At 46.0% G+C, this 15,938-nt stretch carries 17 protein-coding genes; 2 read left to right on the forward strand and 15 right to left on the reverse strand.

From position 1 onward, the window contains the following. Window positions 1-7: 7 nt before the first annotated feature. The 4 genes from NYE68_RS17255 to lipA all read right to left on the reverse strand — a co-directional run bounded on the left by NYE68_RS17255 (window position 8) and on the right by lipA (window position 2,661). Complete coding sequence (locus tag NYE68_RS17255) at window positions 8-778, reverse strand: TIGR01457 family HAD-type hydrolase (RefSeq protein ID WP_007408728.1); 771 nt, start codon at window positions 776-778, stop codon at window positions 8-10. A gap of 33 nt (window positions 779-811) precedes the next feature. Continuing rightward, window positions 812-1,246: a DUF86 domain-containing protein gene (locus NYE68_RS17260; RefSeq protein WP_015418141.1), complete on the reverse strand. Its 435-nt coding sequence runs from the start codon at window positions 1,244-1,246 to the stop codon at window positions 812-814. Window positions 1,247-1,271: 25 nt separating this feature from the next. Then, window positions 1,272-1,547 (reverse strand): YutD family protein, encoded by a 276-nt coding sequence (locus tag NYE68_RS17265; protein WP_003151928.1) that lies wholly within the window; start codon window positions 1,545-1,547, stop codon window positions 1,272-1,274. Between the two features lie 217 nt (window positions 1,548-1,764). Continuing rightward, on the reverse strand, window positions 1,765-2,661 hold the full coding sequence (gene lipA / locus NYE68_RS17270; RefSeq protein WP_003151923.1) for a lipoyl synthase: 897 nt from the start codon (window positions 2,659-2,661) through the stop codon (window positions 1,765-1,767). A gap of 202 nt (window positions 2,662-2,863) precedes the next feature. Between lipA and lytH the strand changes: the two genes are divergently transcribed. Further along, complete coding sequence (lytH, locus tag NYE68_RS17275; RefSeq protein WP_015418142.1) at window positions 2,864-3,841, forward strand: L-Ala--D-Glu endopeptidase; 978 nt, start codon at window positions 2,864-2,866, stop codon at window positions 3,839-3,841. Between the two features lie 37 nt (window positions 3,842-3,878). Here lytH and yunB read toward each other — a convergent pair whose 3' ends face one another. The 6 genes from yunB to NYE68_RS17305 form a co-directional block, all read right to left on the reverse strand. Further along, on the reverse strand, window positions 3,879-4,637 hold the full coding sequence (gene yunB, locus NYE68_RS17280; RefSeq protein WP_015418143.1) for a sporulation protein YunB: 759 nt from the start codon (window positions 4,635-4,637) through the stop codon (window positions 3,879-3,881). A gap of 125 nt (window positions 4,638-4,762) precedes the next feature. Beyond that, complete coding sequence (locus NYE68_RS17285; protein WP_324636419.1) at window positions 4,763-6,157, reverse strand: bifunctional UDP-sugar hydrolase/5'-nucleotidase; 1,395 nt, start codon at window positions 6,155-6,157, stop codon at window positions 4,763-4,765. Between the two features lie 17 nt (window positions 6,158-6,174). Further along, entirely contained in the window at window positions 6,175-6,996 is an 822-nt protein-coding gene (locus tag NYE68_RS17290; RefSeq protein ID WP_007613562.1) for a sulfite exporter TauE/SafE family protein, read from the reverse strand. A 19-nt stretch (window positions 6,997-7,015) separates the two neighbouring features. Then, window positions 7,016-7,867 (reverse strand): DUF72 domain-containing protein, encoded by an 852-nt coding sequence (locus NYE68_RS17295; protein WP_014305754.1) that lies wholly within the window; start codon window positions 7,865-7,867, stop codon window positions 7,016-7,018. Window positions 7,868-7,893: 26 nt separating this feature from the next. Beyond that, a complete protein-coding gene (locus NYE68_RS17300; protein ID WP_031378393.1) occupies window positions 7,894-8,247 on the reverse strand; it encodes a hypothetical protein in 354 nt (117 codons plus the stop codon). Window positions 8,248-8,319: 72 nt separating this feature from the next. After that, entirely contained in the window at window positions 8,320-9,684 is a 1,365-nt protein-coding gene (locus tag NYE68_RS17305; protein WP_324636418.1) for an allantoinase, read from the reverse strand. A 179-nt stretch (window positions 9,685-9,863) separates the two neighbouring features. Between NYE68_RS17305 and NYE68_RS17310 the strand changes: the two genes are divergently transcribed. Next, complete coding sequence (locus NYE68_RS17310) at window positions 9,864-11,459, forward strand: PucR family transcriptional regulator (RefSeq protein ID WP_342493982.1); 1,596 nt, start codon at window positions 9,864-9,866, stop codon at window positions 11,457-11,459. Between the two features lie 337 nt (window positions 11,460-11,796). Here the strand turns inward: NYE68_RS17310 and NYE68_RS17315 are convergent, their stop codons facing one another. The 5 genes from NYE68_RS17315 to NYE68_RS17335 form a co-directional block, all read right to left on the reverse strand. Further along, window positions 11,797-11,925: a hypothetical protein gene (locus NYE68_RS17315; protein ID WP_257008605.1), complete on the reverse strand. Its 129-nt coding sequence runs from the start codon at window positions 11,923-11,925 to the stop codon at window positions 11,797-11,799. After that, window positions 11,915-13,045 (reverse strand): Rap family tetratricopeptide repeat protein, encoded by a 1,131-nt coding sequence (locus NYE68_RS17320; RefSeq protein WP_025853938.1) that lies wholly within the window; start codon window positions 13,043-13,045, stop codon window positions 11,915-11,917. The genes NYE68_RS17315 and NYE68_RS17320 overlap by 11 nt, the downstream gene beginning before the upstream one ends. Before the next feature lie 128 nt (window positions 13,046-13,173). Continuing rightward, the gene (locus NYE68_RS17325; RefSeq protein ID WP_007410112.1) at window positions 13,174-13,353 is read right to left on the reverse strand and encodes a hypothetical protein; all 180 of its coding nucleotides are present in this window, start codon (window positions 13,351-13,353) and stop codon (window positions 13,174-13,176) included. Between the two features lie 125 nt (window positions 13,354-13,478). After that, a complete protein-coding gene (locus NYE68_RS17330; protein ID WP_015418150.1) occupies window positions 13,479-14,612 on the reverse strand; it encodes a hypothetical protein in 1,134 nt (377 codons plus the stop codon). A gap of 56 nt (window positions 14,613-14,668) precedes the next feature. After that, window positions 14,669-15,865, reverse strand: a complete 1,197-nt coding sequence (locus NYE68_RS17335) for a tetracycline resistance MFS efflux pump (RefSeq protein WP_015418151.1) — start codon at window positions 15,863-15,865, stop codon at window positions 14,669-14,671. Window positions 15,866-15,938 lie beyond the last annotated feature (73 nt).

Below are 15,938 nucleotides of genomic sequence, written 5' to 3' on the forward strand. Positions count from 1 at the left end.
CCTTTTTTTATAGATGTTCAATCCATTCGGTTAAAGAATCAATCGCATATGTCGGCTTCTGGCCGTAATCTGCCATATGCTCACGCTTTGTCACTCCGGTGTGAACCAGCAGCGTATCCATGCCCGCATTGATGCCGGCCATAATATCCGTTGCATAGTTATCGCCGACCATGAGTGTTTCGGAAATATCCGTTCCGAGCACACGCATCGCCTGTTCCATAATAATGGATTCAGGCTTGCCGATAAAGACAGGCTCAACGCCCGTTGACACCGTCAAAACGGATGTGAGCGAACCGTTCCCTGGTAAAAGTCCTCTTTCAGTCGGAATGGCGACGTCGCCGTTTGTTGAAATGAACCGGGCGCCGTTTCTGATCGCAAGGCATCCCGTTGCCAACTTTTCATATGTAATGCCGCGGTCGATTCCCACAACGACAAAGTCCGCGTTTTCTTCTCCGAAGCTCAGCCCGTTTTCTTCAATGGCCTGACGGATGCCTTCTTCGCCGATCACATACACCGACGCGTCTTTTTTCTCCTGGGCGATATGCTGCGCAGTCGCCATGCTCGTCGTGAAGACCTGCTCTTCAGATGCCGGAATGTCAAAGCTCATCAGCTTGTCCGCCACCTGCTTCGGCGTCCGGGAAGAATTGTTCGTCACGAATAAATACGGAATGCCGCGCGCTTTAAGCGTTCTCACGAATTCACACGCTTCTTCGATTTTTTCCGTCCCGTTGTACATTGTGCCGTCCAAATCTATCAAATATCCTTTATAATCCTTCATACTCAACACTCCTGTGGATTTTCTCACTCGTTGTTATTTAAATGCGGAAACAGGCCCTAATTCTGTTTCCAGGTAGGTTCTTACACGGGCCGGAAAGGCTTTCAGCACGTCCCTGTTTGACGTGATCAGCGTAAACAGCTCCTGATGGTCGGCGCGCTGATATTCCTGGACAAGCTGCTTTCTGGAAGAGATCAGCTGCTTCAGCTTATTTCCTTCATCCTCAGCTACCACCTTTTCATCCGTCAGAATATCCATGATGTCGTCATAACTGCCCGGATCGCGCATGATAAAGCCGTCAATCATATCATTTCCGACATCGAGTATGCATTCGATCATAAGATGGCTGATCCGCTCAAGCGCCCTTTTTTCGATCTCGCTCTCCCATGCAGGCGTGCTGTCAAACAGCGCAAGCTGGGTCTCAAAAAAACGGAGTGTTTGTTCGATATTATTTCTGTCAACAAAATACACGTGACAGCATCCCCTTCTGCATCAATTATTTTCTGATTCGTTTTAAAACAAAATACGCGCAGCCGAAATTGCAGTATTCGTAAATGTATTCGTCCAATGTGCTGATTTTCGTTTCAAAGGTTGCTTTTTGATTCTGGTCATCAAAGAAGCCTTTGAGCCGCAGCTGACTGTATCCCCAGTCTCCCACAATGTAATCATATTTATTTAATATGTCCGAATAGCGGGCTTTGAACGCTTCTTCATTGAAGCCGTTTTTAAAATCGTGTACGAGTTCAAACTCGGCATTTTGAATAAGAATCATGTCTTCACCTCTTTTATCACTCTTTACTATCATAATTCATTGACTTCTGTCCATCAATTGCAAAATGAGACGGTTCGGACGGACGGAGAATTTTTCCTCTTTATATCCAGTGTAGCGGTTCAGACGATCCTTATTCAAGAATGACTTTTTCCCTGCAAAAACGGCTCCATCACAAAAAACCCAAAACCTGCGGCGTTTTGGGTTTTTTCGGCTTATCTTATGCTTGGGCCTGGCGTTTTTTAGACGCTTCGTTCACTTGTTCATCCGCATGGTAGGAAGAACGGACAAGCGGGCCTGCTTCACAGTGGCTGAAGCCTTTTTGCATCGCGATTTCTTTCAGTTCGGCAAATTCGTCCGGATGATAATATTTTTGGACTTTTAAATGTTTTTTCGACGGCTGCAGGTATTGGCCGATCGCCATGATGTCGACATTGTTCGCAAGCAGGTCGTCCATCACTTCAATAATTTCTTCCTTCGTTTCGCCGAGACCGATCATAATGCTTGATTTCGTCGGGATGTCAGGCTGCATTTCTTTCGCACGGCGCAAGAATTCCAAAGAACGGTCATATGTTGCGCGGGCCCGGACTCTCGGTGTCAGGCGGCGGACGGTTTCAATGTTGTGGTTCAGAATATCAGGACGGGTATCCATTAATGTTTTCAGGTTGTCGTAATTTCCGCCCATATCGGATGGCAGCACTTCAATTGTCGTGAACGGACTTTTTCTGCGGATCGCCCGGACCGTTTCCGCAAAGACGCCTGCTCCGCCGTCTTTCTGATCATCACGCGCTACGGCCGTGATGACGGCGTGTTTTAAATTCATCAGCGCGACGGAATCAGCTACGCGTTCCGGTTCCTGCAGATCCAGCTCAGTCGGCAGTCCCGTTTTGACAGCGCAGAAGCGGCATGCTCTCGTACAGACGGAACCGAGAATCATGAACGTCGCCGTACGTCTGACAGCCCAGCATTCATGGATGTTCGGGCATTTTGCTTCTTCACATACGGTATGCAGATTATTTTCACGCATTAATTTTTTCAGACCCGTATAGTTTTCATTCGTGTTCAGCTTTATTTTGAGCCATTCCGGCTTTCTCAGATGCTCGTCTTTCTTTGCCATTTCCCCATCATCTCCATTATCCCTTTATTCATGTTCGTGTGCGAAAAATTTCTATTTCACGATGGATATAAAACTTGCGGATTTCTATTCAATAGTCACTTTAACATAGGAAAAATTTCTCGACAAGGGAAGAGAATTACTTACATTTTCTCGGATTGTTGCCGCAAACTATTTGTATTCAATCCTGAAAGGAGATCATGTTGTGAAAGTTCTGTTATCTGCTCTTCTCCTTTTTTCAGTTTTCTGTCCGGCTGCAAGCGGGAAAGAACAATCGGCTCCTGTTTACGGCGAACGAATGCAGTTGTACCGCAAAGCCGAAGCAGTCACGCAGATTCCTTGGTATGTGCTTGCGGCGGTTGATCAATATGAAGAAAATGTCCGCTCGAACCGAAAGGATCTGCCGGAAAAAGCGGGAATCATCAGCATTTATATTCCGGATCATTTGTGGAGCGGCCCTGAAAATCCAAATCCTAAGGACGATGCGCCTCTCAGCATTAAAGTATTTGACGGGATCGGCTTGGACGGCGACGGCGACGGAAAAGCCGAGGTAAGCAATGATGAGGATATCCTTTATACATTTGCTCAGTATTTAGCGGGATTCGGAACGGATCTTGACCATATCCGCATCGGCCTCTGGAATTATTACCGCCGTGATCAGACGGTCGGCATTATCACCGAATTCATGACACTGTTTAAAACGTTCGGCCGCCTTGATCTCGGAGAGCACGCCTTTCCGCTTCCCGTGAAGACGGATTACAGCTACCGCAGCACATGGGGCGCCGCACGGGGTTTCGGCGGGCGCCGGATTCACGAAGGAACGGATCTGTTCGCTCATTACGGGCTCCCCGTCAGATCGACCTGCTACGGTATTGTTGAAATGAAGGGCTGGAACCGTTTCGGCGGCTGGAGAATCGGCATCAGGGATATCAATAACACGTATCATTACTTCGCTCACCTGAACGGCTTTGCAAAAGGTGTGCATAAAGGCCAGATCGTCAAACCCGGAGAGGTGATCGGCTCTGTCGGCAGTTCCGGATACGGACCGCCGGGCACCGCGGGAAAATTTCCGCCGCATCTTCACTACGGGATGTATAAAGATAACGGCAGATCGGAATGGTCTTTTGATCCGTATCCCCATTTAAGGGCATGGGAACGAAAAGAAATCCGCAGGAAAAAGTAAACACACAGCCGCCAGGAAAGATTGCGGCTGTGTGTTTTTATTTATCTTTCTTCTGTTTTTCATTCGGCAGCTGGACGGAAGGCGTCACACCTGACCCGCCGCTTCCGTTATAAAACTGCGGCACCTCTCCTTGAATCGCTTTAATGGAGACCGGAATATTATTTGTCACGACTGATGTCTTACTGGCAAACGGAATAATGACCTTCACTTTTATTTCCACAAAAATACTGATATCGATCAGGGCATTGTTAATGCCGTACGGCTTTATTTTTGTTTTCACATCAGTTAACGCATCACCGATCAGGTTAAAGCGCACGGGGATTTTCGGCCCGAGATTTCCGAGAATGCTGTTTCCCGTGACCTGCCCTAAGGGAATATCGATCATAATTTCATCGGCCGTTTTCGCGTCTTTTTCCGTTTCATGCTGCTTATTGTTCGACTCCGCTTCCTTCAGATGAGCCTGAAGCTGCTTTGTCACTTTCGCCTTCATACTGTTGACCATTTGTGTATTAAAATCCATCGTTGTGACTTTTCCGTTTTCATCCGTTTTCATATCGACCATATCTTTCACATTGTCGCTGTGAGACATGTATTCTTCAATGGATTCCGTAATGACCTCTGTCGCCACCCGTTTGGTTTCCATTTCCCCTATGTTCATCAGCACCGGTTTGATTGAGGAGTTGATCATCCAAAGGCTGATGACCGTCGATATGATAAAAAAAGCAAACGACAGAAGAAGCACATATCGAAAAGGCAAAGGCCCTCTCTTGCGAAGAGCGCTCCGGTATCTAGGCAAGAAAAATCCCCCCTTACATATCACAATGTATGCTTGTAAGGGGGGACATAGTATTTTATTTTCACACTTAAAAAGTCCCGCTTACCTTCACTCGGATGTAATGGAACGGCCGGCGGATTCTGACATTACGGCTGCCGCGCGAGCTTCCAGGCGAGCAGATCCCTTAAAAACTCCGGCATAAAGTATTGCTTTTCTTTTGAATCGCGGATGTAAGGGAACAGCTTTCCGAGTGTAAACATGTCGAGAACGGCAACCGAGTATATCCGCTCCGGATCAATCTCTTCTCCGTTCACTTTCACATTGAGGAGATGTGTCACACCGTCTTCAAGAATGCCGGCCTCTGCCTCCGCTCCGGCATATACCATCCTGCCCATCACTTCCCCGCGGAAGCCGAGGCCTTTTATTCGCAGCTGCTCCATTTGTTCCGAGGCGGCCTGGCTGATTGTTTCCTGAAGTTCTCTGCCTGAAAGACGAACGGCCACCGGATTGATCGGATGAGGACAGATACGGTGCAGGTCAAGCTTTGTGACAGGCCCCTTCTGTAAAGGCCCCAAAATAACGCCTGAATTCACCATGCTGACTTCACAGCCGCACCAGCTTTTCAGCGCTTCGGCTAATAGAAGCGGGAGGGGCGATTCCTCAAACCATTTCACGCCGGCTTCTTCATTCAGATTGGCGACTCGTTCGGAGAGCAGGTTTTCCGCTTCCCGTTCTTTCTCTTTCAGAAAAGCCGCCGTATCTTCAGATTCCCCTTGCCAATCAGCCATTTTCTGTACAGACGCCTGTTTGCTGACAATGGTTCGTGATTCACTTTCTATCGTCAGCTCGACACAGCCGACATAGTTCCCGTATTTCTCCGCACATGCAAGCAATACGCCGTTTATGTCCTGTCCGTCCTCAAGAAGGTGGTGCGTATGTGATTCAAGAATGACATCGATGTCCGGAAATTTTTCCGCTGCGGCCCGGTCATCGATCAGGCCTAAATGAGAAAGCAGAATGATGATGTCCGCTTTGCCCTTGATATCGTCAAGTGATTCTTGAATGCTTTTTTCCGCATCCGTCACCGTCCAGCCTAGTTTTTGATAGACGGGATAATACGGCACCGTGACGCCCAGTATGCCGGCGGTCATCCCGTTTTTCAGCGTTTTGATCACGTAGGGCTCGGCCCATTCCGGCCGCTGTCCGTCCGCGTCAAACAGGTTGGACACAATGACGGGAAACGCGGCATGGGTATATAAATCCGCCAGCTCATCGTGAGGCAGCGTAATTCCTTCATTATTCCCGACGGCAGCCGCATCGATCTCAAGCCGATTTAATAAGTCGACATTCGCTTTGCCGAAGGTCGCTTCCGTTATCATTTGGAATCGGTCCATATGATCGCCGATGTCGAATACGAGTGTTTCCTCCCCGTCTTTTTCATGTTCATTTCTCTTCTGCTCAATATAATGTACGATTTTCGGCCAATTTTCGAAATGGCTGTGCAAATCATTCGTATGATATAAACGGAGCTTCTCTAACATACCATCTCTCCTACCTTTTAGCTGAATATCCCTTGATAAATCAATTCACAGCCGATCAAAATCAAGACGACCCGCATGAAAAGCACGATCGTTTTCGTCTGCACCCGCTTATTGACCCACGCGCCCATTTTGCCGCCGAACCACGCGCCCGGAACGAGGCACAGCGCATACAGCCAATTGACATGGCCCTCTGCGATATGTGACACGGAACCCGTCACGGAGGATAAGAAAATAATGAGCATTGACGTCGCCACAGCCACTTTCGGCGGGAACAAAAATAACAGCATCATGGCCGGAACCATCAGAGAGCCGCCGCCAATACCGAAAAGACCGCCCAATAAACCGACGAAAAAGGCAATCACGATACCGGTGAAAATACGGTACGAATATGTATAAAGCTCACCCGATTCATCCTCATATGTCCGGATCATGCCTTTATGCGCTTTATTGACCGGTTTTGCTTTCGCCTTCAGCATTAATGTAATGGAAATCAAAATCATAAAAAGTCCGAACCAGACGGAAAACGTATGCGCATTAAAAAGTTTAGACAAATACGCGCCGATGATGCTTCCCGGGCCGGAACCGATAAAAAAGATCAGTCCGCTTTTGTAGTCAACGGTTTTATATTTCATATAGGCCAAAGTTGATGACAAGCCCGTAAAAATAATCACCAAAAGGGACGTGCCGATGGCAGTCTGCGGTGTTACGTCATGGAAAAACGGAGTCATCGTGCTTAAATAGAGCATCGCCGGCACGATGATAATTCCTCCCCCAAGCCCGATCAGGCTGCCGACCGTTCCCGCGATAAATCCCAATATAATCAAAATAAGATAAGACATGTGTCTTGAAACCTCTTTTCTAGCTGAATAGGTCGAGCTGCTTCGGAGCAAGCCCGGTATATGAGATATTTAACATTTCAAGCATCTCAAGCCCGTTATCGGCGGCGTCTCCGCCTGAGTTATTGTTGAAGAGCACATACAGATTGCGCGACTGTTTTTTCAGCTCCTGAAGATTGTTTTTCCAATCTTTGAGCTCCTGTTTGTTATAGCGGTATAAATATCTGACCTCACGCCAGTTTTGTCCGCCGTCTGGTTTGATCCAGCCCTGCTTGTTCCGCCCGTGAAAACGGACAAGCGTTTTTTCTTCATCCGTTGCTTTCAGGACGGTCGGAATGCTGCCCTCGCCGATTTGCGGCTCGTCACATATGCTGTGAATCCAGCCTTCCTCCTTCATAAAGGAAAGCGTCTGTTCGTAAAATGGCGGAGAAAACCAAGACCGGTTGCGGAATTCAAGCGCGCACGGGATATCGCCCATCTGCTGCCTGCACCATCTTAAATATGCGACGTTTTCTTTCTTGCAGTCAAACCACGGCGGGAATTGGAACAGCACCATGGCAAGCTTTCCATGCTCTATATACGGCGATAATGACAGCTTAAACGCCTCAAACATTTCTTCCTTCGATTCAAAGGGAATATCGCCGCGCTGATGACCCGTCATTCCTTGATATGCCTTAATGACAAATTGAAAAGATTCCGGCGTCTCTTTGACCCATCTTTCGTTATTGCGGGCGGGCTGTATCGCGTAAAAGCTCGCGTCCAGCTCAACGATGGGAAAATGGGAGGAATACGCCTGCAGTTTTTGCGGGCCCGCTGTTTTAGGCGGATAGATGCTGTCATGATCCCCCCACCCCGTCAGTCCGATATAAATCACAATCCTTCACCTCTCACTCTAGTTTATCACAGGTGTTTTTCTCTTTCTTTTTCCATGTTTTTTCTGAATGCACTTTTCAGGAACCGGTACTGATGTTCATTGGTGTCCGAAAATGCCTCATCTCTGGAAGAAAGAATGTGCTGATAGACGATCGGCTCTGAAAACTGACCGCTCGTGAAATCATATATCTCCCCGTCTATTCGGTTATAAAAATGCCAGCTTGTGCCGGTTTTTGTTTTGAGAATGTCACCGCCATAAACATCTTGGATGACTAAAGCCGTTACGCCGCACTGGCCTTTGGCCGGGCAATCTTCCGTCCATTTTGTACTGGTCTTGCGCGACCAGGATGCCGTTAATATGTTCAAGATTTGATCATACAATGTGTTTTACTCCTTTTTATAAAAAGATACCACGAGACCCGCTTTCCAAACGACAAAAAAAACCGATTCTCATCAGAGAATCGGCTCTTTTATTTCAGAAGGCTTCAGGAATGTTCCGAAAGCCCCGCTCTGCTTACGGCCGCCATCCTGATACACACAGCGTCCCTTGCTGTAGGTCGCAGCAATTCGGTATGGAAAGGTGCGGCCTTCATACAGGCTTTGCTTATGTTTGGAAAACATCGTTTCTTTTGTGACGGTAAAAGGTTCCGGCCGGACGATGGCAAAATCAGCGTCAAATCCTTCTTCAAGCCGGCCTTTATTCGTTAACCCAAAGCGCTTGGCAGGTGCTTCGGCCGTCCATCGGGCCACATGTTCAAACGGAATCCCATGATCGATCGCTAATTGAATCATGCCGAGAAGCGTAAATTGGCCTCCGCTGATCCCGCCCCACGACAGGAACATATTATCCTCGCGTTTCAAAGACGGATGACAGGGAGAATGATCCGAAGACACCATATCAATCAGGCCCTCTGCCAAAACCCCGATTAATTCCTCTTTATCAGCCTCTGAGCGGAGCGGCGGAGCGCATTTGGCGGCCGCCCCTTTTTTGAGGAAGTCTTCAAAGCTGAATAATAAGTAGTGCGGACACGTTTCAACGGTGACATCCAATCCGTCTTTTTTCGCCTGCTGAATGGAGAGCACAGCCCGTTTCGTGCTGATATGTACAAAATGAAGCGCGCATCCCGTCGCTCTTGCATATTCAATCGCCCGCTGCACAGCCTCGCATTCGGCCTCTTCCGGACGTGAGGAAGCGTAAGCGCGGGCATCAATTTTCCCTTGGAGCGCGTACTCGGCTTCAAGGAATCGGGTGAGGGCGTCGCTTTCTGCGTGCAGGGCCAAAATTTTGCCGCACGCCGCGATTTCCTTCATTCCCTTTAAAAGAGTCCGTTCATCGGCTGATTGAAATTCATCCGTTCCCGACTTAGACAGAAACGCTTTAAACCCGATTGCCCCCGCTTCTGCCATCGGCCGGATATGTTCGGTATACCCGGGCATCAAACCGCCCCAAAGCGCAAAATCAACCGATGACTTCCGTTCGGCGATTTCCGCCTTTGCCAGCAGGTTTTCAACAGTTACCGTCGAAGGGATGCAGTTAAGCGGCATATCAAAATAAGCCGTACAGCCGCCGGCAGCCAGCATGTTTGAGCCGGTTTCAATGCCTTCCCATTCTTCGCGTCCGGGTTCATTGAAATGCACGTGACAATCGACTGCGCCCGGAAACACATACATGCCGTCCGCCTGCACCACTTGTTCCGCGTTTTCCTCAATGCCGGGCCCGATCAAGGCGATTTTCCCGTCCTTGACGGCGATATCAGCCCGCTCTGTTCCGCCTTTTCGCACAGCTTTCGCACCCTTTACAATTACGTCATAGGCCATTTTATCTTCCTCCCTGTAAGGATGACGATTTTCTGTCAGTTTTTATCACAACATGCGTCTATGATTGCCAGTTTACTGCTACTATGATCGTAATACATCAGCAAAACCGCTATAATTTTTGATGATTTTTATTCATATTAACCAATGGTTGTCTTTAGAACCTGAAAGGAGACTGACTGATGAACATTTATGACGTGATGAAGATTCCCGCTTATGAGCGGGCAACATTAATCGCAGGCAAATCCGGCGGCTGGAGGGAGGTGCAGCACGTCAACATGATGGATGCGCCGGACATCGCTGATTTTTTACATAAAAACGAATTGCTCGTCACCACGGCTTATCACTTGAAGGACCGCCCGCAGCTGTTGAAAGATTTGATCCGCCTCATGGCAAAACGGGGCTGCGCGGGACTGGGGATCAAAACGAAGCGTTATCTTAATGTCATTCCGAAAGATGCCGCGGAGCTTGCCGACCGGTATGAATTTCCGATTATTGAGCTGCCGGAAGACATCAGGCTCGGAGATATCGTCAACGCCACACTGAGCCATATTCTTGATATGCGTTCAAATGAGCTCCAGCAGGCCATTTACGCCCATAAAAAATTCACAAACCACATCATGAGCGGCAAGGGGCTGCAATCCCTGCTTAAGAAGCTCTCAGACATTCTCCGGCTTCCCGTGCTGCTTTTGGATCAGCATACAAAACTCTTATCATCGTCCCACCGCATACCCATTGACACGTCTTTATTGAAAAACATCTGTTATTCCCTTTCCGGGCCTTATTTCACCTGCTTTTCCATGCTGTCCGACAGAAAGGAGTATTCTGTCCTGCCGATTCTGAATGTTGAAAAAAACTGCGGTTATCTGGTGATTCCGGAGCTCGTGCAGACCGCTGATAAAGGCATGATTTTGACAATTGAACAGGCGGCCAACGTCATTTCCTTTGAACTGCTGAAAGAAAATGCCGTCAAACAATTCGGCAGACGGGCGCGCAATGAATTTTTCAGCAATTTCATCGACCGCTCGTTTACCGGCCATGAAGAAATCAAAAGCCGCGCCAAAGAATTCCGGCTCCGCTGGGATCAGAAATACATGTGCATTTGCGGAAAGCTTGACCGAAATGAGAAAACGATCAGCTTTACCGAAAATCAGCTCGTTTCCGATCATGTATTTGATCTGCTTGAAGGGGAGCTGTCATCCTTTCCGTTTCCCCCTCATCTCTTTATTAAAGGAAATGTCGGTATTCTTTTAATTGAAGCGACAGACAGCTGGAATGAAATGCACGCGTCTGTCATCAGCTTTTTGGAGCAGTTTCAAAAGCAGGTCCGGACGCAATTTAAACGGACTGTCTCCTTCGGCATCTCAAACATATGCCAAAAGCTGATCGACGTCCCTGACGCTTTTACTGAAGCTTCAGACGCCATTTCATCCGGGCATTTGTCCAGAAGCGCGGAGTTTATTCAAATCTATCATGCCAAAGACGTGCCGGAGCTGCTCCGCCTGCTTCCGGCGGAAGATGTGAAGAAATTTTACGAAGCCACCCTCCAAAGCCTGGCCGACCGGCAAAAGGAGGACCAGAGCCTGCTTCATACGCTGTCTGTTTATCTGGAGACCCACTGCCAGATTTCAGAAACGGCTAAGCGCCTGTACGTCCATCGAAATACGGTGATCTATCGTTTAGAAAAATGCGAGGAACTGCTCGGCAAAAGCTTAAAAGATCCGGAGACGACGATGCGCCTGCGGCTCGCGCTGAGAATGCAGCGGCTGATCGGTTAAGAAATCGTTAGAGACAGGGATGCGGGTGTTCTCCCGCATCCTATTTAAGGGGGATTGATTCAGCTTAATCCTCAAAAAATGCTGCCATCAACATCTGCTTCCGTTGATATTATCAGCCGTTAGTTATGATTTTCAGCAGACTCTAATCTAAACTAAAAAAGCCTTTCCCGAAGAAAAGGCGTAAGCTGATCAAGTCTGGAAACGATCTGAGGCAGTTTGAAAGGTATCATGTGTTTGTTTTTCCACTGTGTTCATACCCAATCCACATACTAAAGTCAATGACAGACCCAGGATGATGAAAATGCTCTTTTTAAAATTCATACTGGCACTCTCCTTCTTAGGTTTGATTACGATCAGACGAAACTTGATATGATCCATCAAATGAAACAGACGATGCCGTTAGACCGGCCCCTGACATTAAAACGACAGCCGATACAATGATAAATACGCCTTTTCTAAAATTCATACAGGCATTCTCCCCTCTGAATTTGTTTTTGCGTTTGAATCATTTTTTGATGATAAAAATAAGATTTGTCATATTGCTTTGACTCTGCATAAACAGCAGCCGTATCAAGAGCAATATCTTCTACATACGAATAGTTTTTATTTTTCTCAAGGTAATCAATTGTTTTTTTGATTCCCATTTGGTCTATTGCATTAATATATAAAGCCTCCAAATATTTTTGCAGAGATTCAAACAGCTTATCCCCTTGATATATCGCTGATGAAAGTCCCTTTTTGCTGATTTGAATCGCCTCGCTTGTTTTCCCTTGTTTAAATAGAAGCTTTGCGTATGTAAACAAGGAATGCGGAAGGTTACCCAATTTATACTTTTCGGATATCTCCGCTGCTTTTTTTAAGTAGATTTCAGCTTTACTGTATTCTTCCAGGTCTCCGTAATTCTTTCCTATGTTGTAATAAGCAGAACTGAGCAGCCTTTCATTATTGTTTACTTGTTTCGACAACTCTAAAGCTTTTTCTAAATGCGGCAAACTTTTTTCAAAGCGTTTAAAGTCAACATAATTTCCTGATATGACAAATAGACATTGAATTTTCCGGACTTTATACAACTCATACTGATCGTAAATATCGAGCGCTTGCTTTACGTGATGCATGGAGACGTGGCTTTGTTTCATACCGTAATATGCTTCAGCCAGTTTAAAATGAAACTCCGCTCTCTCAATTTCATCATGCACATGAACGAGTTGTTTTTCAGCCTCTCTATAAAAGCCGATCGCCTTTACATACTGCTTTTGATCAAATTCATACATGCCGCGGAAAAATAAAGAATAATAGCACAGCAGGCCGGAAATTCCTTTATTTGATGCTTCGATTTTTTCCAACAGCTCGTCAATTGTCGGTCTCACACGGGTAGTCACCGGTTCTAAATAATCCAGCATAAGCTGATGGCGGAATTTCATGAGGGTGTAGTAAATCAGTAGATACTCGTCTTCTTCCATCTCATTTATTTCTTGTTCCACTTCCGCTTTCAAAATCTCCGCATCCGGAACACTGAACTGACGTATCATTTTGTACCATTCATTAATCTTAACGCCAACCTCCGATGATGGTAAAACAGAACTCACAAGGCCACTCCTCCTTTTATTTCATATTCTAACATTTCCAAAATTATGTATGCCCGCAATAAAACCGCAAAATTTCATTCGGCTTGATCATAAATCTTAGTTTTAAGTCTACAACAAAAAAGCAGTCCCTATGCAGCCTGCTTTTTTTTGAGAAATTTATCTAAGATGAACATAAATAATGTGAATAACAGAGACATTATCAACATGTCTAGTATAGTTACATTAGAATTTTCTTTTACTAAGAAGAACCAGAGAAGCTGTAAAACGAAAGAAATCACAAAATACAATATGTACCTGATACTATTCATGTCAATCCATCCCTTCGCTTATCTTATTGCCCTTTACAGGGTAACCTGAACCATGCTGGAATCTCCCGGTAATGATGAGTATAATATATGCAGAATGTAACTGGAGCTGATCTAATCATCTCAACTTATTTTAAAATTTCAAAACGTGCAATTTCCCACTCTTTGTTTACTTTTAGCGGGATTGTTTTTAGCTTTTTGCCTGATTTCAAATCATAAGACGTGATGTCTCCAAGCTTCTTATCGCGCTGGATATCAAAGTTTTTAAGTAAAACATACATCTCTCTATCAGTGAATTGAACATCATTCATTAATTTGTTATCATCCCCAGCATAAAAATCAAAAGATTTTTTCTTAACCATTTTTTTATCAAACACCTGCAGCTTTCCATCAAAAGAAACAGCTAAGATGCTATCTTTTAATATTTTCAATTTTACAGGATGAAACCCTTTCTCCATCTCGACTTCTTTTTTTACCTTTAGCGTCTCTCTGTCTATTAATATGAGCTTAGAATTCTCTTTCTCATTCACGTTATCATTAACCGTCAGTATAAATGTATTTGCATTTAGAGCTTGGAATGCATCCTTTTCATCCATGAAGTATATCCCTTTATTCGGTATGGATGCCTTGTTCTCTTGCTTATTTGTCTCTGGGTTAATTGAAAGGATGGACATACTTTCTTCATCACTTGAAATGACATAAATTTTATTTTTAGCGACGATTGCTGATCCAAGTTCTCCGTCAAGCTTTATTTGTTTCTTGTTTTTTCGGCTGTTTCCCTTCCAATATACCAGTTCACTTTCCAGCCCTTTGTCTGTATATCCAACGTTAATGTCATGGATGATATAACCGTCAGAACTATTTATAAAGAAAGCACCTTCATCTTCAGTTGTTTTTGACAAACTCTTTTCATTGATTTTGTTTATTGTTCCGGTTTTATTGTCTATCATTAAGTGATTATTGCTTCTATTTGATGAGAAGAATGTATTATTTTTGTTATGTGAAGACATCGTGAAATTTATACCATCTTTCAATTCCAAGCTATCCATTTTAATACCATCTTCACTGTAAACCCCAATCTCACTTCCCCTATCTAAAGTGTTAGAAAAACCAACAATAAATTTTGCATTGTCAATATCCTTTAATACAGTCTTTTTATTGCTGCTTCTTTCCTCTTTTTCATTCCCAGTTTGGATGAGACCGCAAGAGGTTGTGACGATCAGTATACAAATGAAAATAAACAGGGTTTTAAGTCTACTCATTTTTTTCCTCCCTATGAGATAGCAAAAAGCCTCCGGATACCCGGAGGCTTTTGATTCTATCCTTGCTGCGTGAACGGCCGGGTCTGTGTCTTTTTGCCCCAGCCAAGCGCGGCCAGAAAACTGATGGCGAGAATGGCCGCCCCCAGCATATACGGAAATTCCATATTTACATCAAAGAGAAAACCGGCGGCTGACGGTCCGGCGATATTCGCTAAGCTGATGAATGAGGTGTTCATCCCGCCGGCAAACCCCTGCTGGTCACCGGCGAGCTTCGACAGCATCGTATTAACCGCCGGCCGGAGCAGCGATGTCAGCGTCAGGAAAAAGATTGCTGCGGCAAAAACGGCCCAATATGAACCCGCAAACCGGCACCACACAAGTCCTGCAGCAGCCCCGATCAACGTCACGTTAATCACGCGTTTTTCCCCGAACTTGCGGACGAGATAACTGACGCCGACCGCCTGCACAAACACGCCGATGAGACCCGCGGCCGTAATAATAAAGGCAATATCAGACGCTTTAAATCCGTGTTTATGGTCAACGTAAAGGCCGAAAACAGATTCAAAGTTCATAATTCCGAAGTTCAGCACAAAAACCAGAATCAGCATAAACGCGAACGGCGATTTGAGCGCGCGTGACATTTGCTTAAACAGATGCTCACGTTTTTCCGTTTTTGCCCGGGCTTCCAGCTGCTTTTCACGTCCCAGCGTTTCGGGCAGAAAGAAAAATGAAAGCACACTTGAAAAGCAGGCAAGACTTGCAGACACGATGAACGGCACAGACATGCCGTAATGAACCAAATAGCCTCCGACACCGGGCCCGATGACGACACCAAGCGTCATCGCCGCGCTGAACAGCCCCATTCCTTTCCCGCGTTCTTCTTCGGTCGTAATATCCGCAATGTAAGCGAACATTGACGGCATTAAAAACGCCGCGCCCATTCCGCCCAAAAGGCGGGATGCGAACAATTGCCAGAGGCTTCCGGCAAAGGCGAAGATCAATTGTGACACGGCAAAGGCGGCGATGCCGAAAATAATCAGTTTCCGCCGTCCGTATTTGTCGGTTATTTCCCCGGCAATAGGCGCAAATAAAAGCTGTGTAAGCCCCGCCGCCGCAACAAGCAGACCCATCGTGCTGCCCGTCGCTCCGAATTCGGTAATATAAGTGGGCATAATCGGAATAATCAATCCGATTCCAAGCATCGCAATAAACATATTCAGCATTAAAATTGACAATCGGCCTATGTACGCCATGATTTCTTACCTTCTCCCCAGACAAACAGATGATCATTCCATATTTGTCATTTTTTATACCACTCAGTATAAC

This window comes from Bacillus sp. FSL R5-0447 (assembly GCF_038606125.1).
Taxonomy (GTDB): Bacteria; Bacillota; Bacilli; order Bacillales; family Bacillaceae; genus Bacillus; species Bacillus velezensis.